Origin of the sequence: Moorena sp. SIO3B2 (genome assembly GCF_010692525.1) — a bacterium.
Classification (GTDB): Bacteria; Cyanobacteriota; Cyanobacteriia; order Cyanobacteriales; family Coleofasciculaceae; genus Moorena; species Moorena producens.
In genome coordinates this window covers 1-2,734 of record NZ_JAAHHE010000621.1, presented here as the reverse complement: position 1 = coordinate 2,734, position 2,734 = coordinate 1, and the positions used below count along the sequence as shown (strand labels likewise).

Below are 2,734 nucleotides of genomic sequence, written 5' to 3'. Positions count from 1 at the left end.
CTATAGCCCCCTCATGGGTTTTAGCTTGCTCTGATGCTACATAGTTCATCTGTTCTGCCACTTTGATCTACTCCCAATTTGATCGGAACTTGGAAGACACAGGGATTCTAGTATTTGTAAGGCATGGATTTTACCTTTTACTGTAATAAATTTCAATCAATACATTTATAGAATGATCTAATCCAGTTTGGCAGTACCCTTGAGGGTACCTTTTCAGCAGCTGGTCATTGTATTGATGCAAAGCGTGAGTGGGGGGAACCCCCTTTGGCTGCTTAGGTGCGCTTTCCGTAGGCGAATTAAATTCGCCACGGGTCGCACCTCTGCATCGCTATGATGGCATAACCTTCAGGGGTGACAACCAGGCTAAAAATGGCTTGGGGTAAGCTTTTCAGCCATGCTATCCCAAACAAGATTGGGTCGATTGACAGGTTGATTAACGCCCCTATTTGCGATGGCCAAGTCTAGAAACCTAATTTTTTCGTTGGTCAAGTTCAATTGCTATGGGGATCCCTGGGGACATCTTATCAAAGGCAACCCAACTGAAACCCTTGCCATACAGAGCTTACAGGCTAATTTTTACCCCCTCAGTGGCATAACTTAGCCGTGATTATCGGTTAAGGTCGAAATTAAAAGGGAGCATTTCACTTATGCAGAGCATTTGTAGTAAAGCTATAGCCCCCTCATGGGTTTTAGCTTGCTATGATAGTATCTAGTTCATCTTTTCTGCGACTTTGACCTGCTCCCGAGCTCTCCTGCTCAACCAATTATTCACAAAAGCGATTCGGCAGAGCCGACGCTTCGCGATGAAGCGTTCGCGTAGCGTGGCCAAAGGCCTCAGCTTCCGCTAAGAGCGATCGCACTATTCTCTGTAGGGGCTATTCTATAGGACAGGCAAAACAAATGTTTTCTAAGTGCTGGATCTATTACAATCTTGGTATAACCAAGGTATGATTAAGAATTAGGGCTTGTTGCTAAAGTCACGATGAAAACTGAAATTTCACTTCCAGACTCAGTTTTTGAAGAAGCAGAAGCCCTTGCTCAACAGATGGGCTTGTCCCGTAGTGAACTCTACCTAAAAGCATTAAAAGCTTATCTTAAAAGGTACAATCGCTATCAAATTTTACATAAGCTCAATGAAGTCTACTCTAAAGAGTATTCTGAGCTAGATCCAGTGATGGCAAAGATACAATTCATGTCTCTGCCTCATGAGGAATGGTAATGTATCGTCCTAACGCTTACCACTAAGCTGATGAGTGCGATCGCACTATTGCCTATTGCCTTTTGCCTCACTTCGCTTCCATCCAATTGTCCCCAGCATGTATTTCCACAACTAAAGGAACACTCAACTCAACTGCTGATTCCATAGTTTCCCGAATTTTTACCTGCAATTCTTCCCATTCATCTGGAGGAATTTCAAAGATTAATTCATCATGGACTTGTAATAGCAACCGCGCCTGATATTTCTGTAATTCTTGATACAGATTAACCATAGCAATTTTGATGATATCAGCGCTAGAGCCTTGAATGGGGGAATTTGCTGCTGCTCTTAATGACCCAGCATCATAGGGATTGATACTCTTAAGTTTATCGAGATCAATCTGATCGAGAGCTTTACCTTGCAGCCTTCTAAGACTGTTACCACTAAAGCTAAAGTAGCGACGGCGTCCGAGTATAGTTTCTACATAGCCTTGTGCGATCGCTTTTTTCTTAGTTTCCTCTAAATAAGCAAACACTAGAGGATAGCGTTGGTTCAATCGATCAATAAATTCTTTTCCTTCAGCTGTCGATACCTTAGCTTCGCGAGCAAACCGTTGTGCTCCCATGCCGTAAATTACGCCAAAATTAATTATTTTACCCAAGCGCCGCTCTTCAGCAGTAATGTCTTCTTTATCAAATAACATTTGCGCTGTCAAGGTATGGACATCCGCTTGAGTTTGATAAGCTTCCACTAGCACTGGCTCTTGACTCAAGTGAGCTAGGATTCGTAACTCAATTTGGGAATAGTCAGCAGATACCAACAGCCAACCGGATTCTGGAATAAAACCCTTCCGAATCTGGCGACTAAAATCAGTACGAATAGGAATATTTTGTAAATTAGGACTAGATGAAGATAATCTACCAGTTGTGGTCACGGTCTGGTTGAAATCCGTATGTACTCGTTTAGTATCAGAACGCATCAGTGCTGGTAAAGCATCCACATAAGTAGATTTCAATTTAGATAAGCTACGGTATTCCACAATAGCATCTACTACGGGATGGTCTCCTTGTAATTTAGCTAATATAGTAGCATCGGTAGAGTAACCGGTTTTGGTTTTACGAGACTTCCTACGATCTAACCCTAGTTTCTCAAACAGTAACTGACTGAGCTGTTTAGGGGAACCTAAATTAAATTCTTCTCCAGCATCTTGATAGGCTTGCTGCTTAATTGCCACTAAATCCTTTTCCAGCTCTTGAGAGAACTGTTCCAGATAATCCTTATCAATACTAATCCCCTGGTATTCCATTTCAGCTAATACCGGTTCGAGGGGTTGCTCTACATCTAGCAACAATTCCTGCAATGCTGGAATTTTCGCCAATTCTTCTCGTAATTTAGAAACTATTCCGAAGGTGGTATAAGCATCCATCCCACAGTAATCGGCTACAGTGGGAATGTCTAAATCTCCGATAGTTTTGCCTTTTGGAACCAAGTCCTCATAACTTTGTGCTTCTATTCCCAAATAGTGCAGCCCTAAGT

Annotated in this window: 2 protein-coding genes; one reads left to right on the top strand and one right to left on the bottom strand. The window is 42.3% G+C overall.

The window, feature by feature from the left end; translation table 11 throughout:
• Positions 1–982 precede the first annotated feature (982 nt).
• On the top strand, positions 983–1,219 hold the full coding sequence (locus F6K38_RS39010; protein ID WP_287360289.1) for a CopG family transcriptional regulator: 237 nt from the start codon (positions 983–985) through the stop codon (positions 1,217–1,219).
• Between the two features lie 67 nt (positions 1,220–1,286).
• Here F6K38_RS39010 and polA read toward each other — a convergent pair.
• The coding region (gene polA, locus F6K38_RS39005; protein WP_287360288.1) for a DNA polymerase I at positions 1,287–2,734 on the bottom strand (1,448 nt) is incomplete at its 5' end.